General features: G+C 41.8%; 1 protein-coding gene. It reads left to right on the forward strand.

All coding sequences use genetic code 11. The annotated features are described in order from the left end of the window. Positions 1–11: 11 nt before the first annotated feature. The coding region (locus tag SB658_RS23785) for an ACP S-malonyltransferase (protein WP_410602778.1) at positions 12–275 on the forward strand (264 nt) is incomplete at its 3' end.

The raw sequence follows: 275 nt of genomic DNA on the forward strand, positions 1-275 counted from the left end.
GGAGGAATCTCATGAACAATCTTGCCTTTTTATTTCCTGGACAAGGGTCTCAATTTGTAGGAATGGGCAAACAATTTTGGGATGATTTTGTGCTCGCAAAGAGATTGTTTGAAGAAGCGAGCGATGCGATCTCCTTGGATGTAAAAAAACTGTGTTTTAACGGAGATATGAATGAATTGACAAAGACAATGAACGCGCAGCCCGCTATTTTAACGGTCAGTGTTATTGCTTTTCAAGTGTATATGCAGGAAATAGGGGTGAAGCCCCGCTTCCTG

Origin of the sequence: Bacillus sp. SIMBA_008 (genome assembly GCF_046535495.1) — a bacterium.
GTDB classification, from domain to species: domain Bacteria; phylum Bacillota; class Bacilli; order Bacillales; family Bacillaceae; genus Bacillus; species Bacillus subtilis.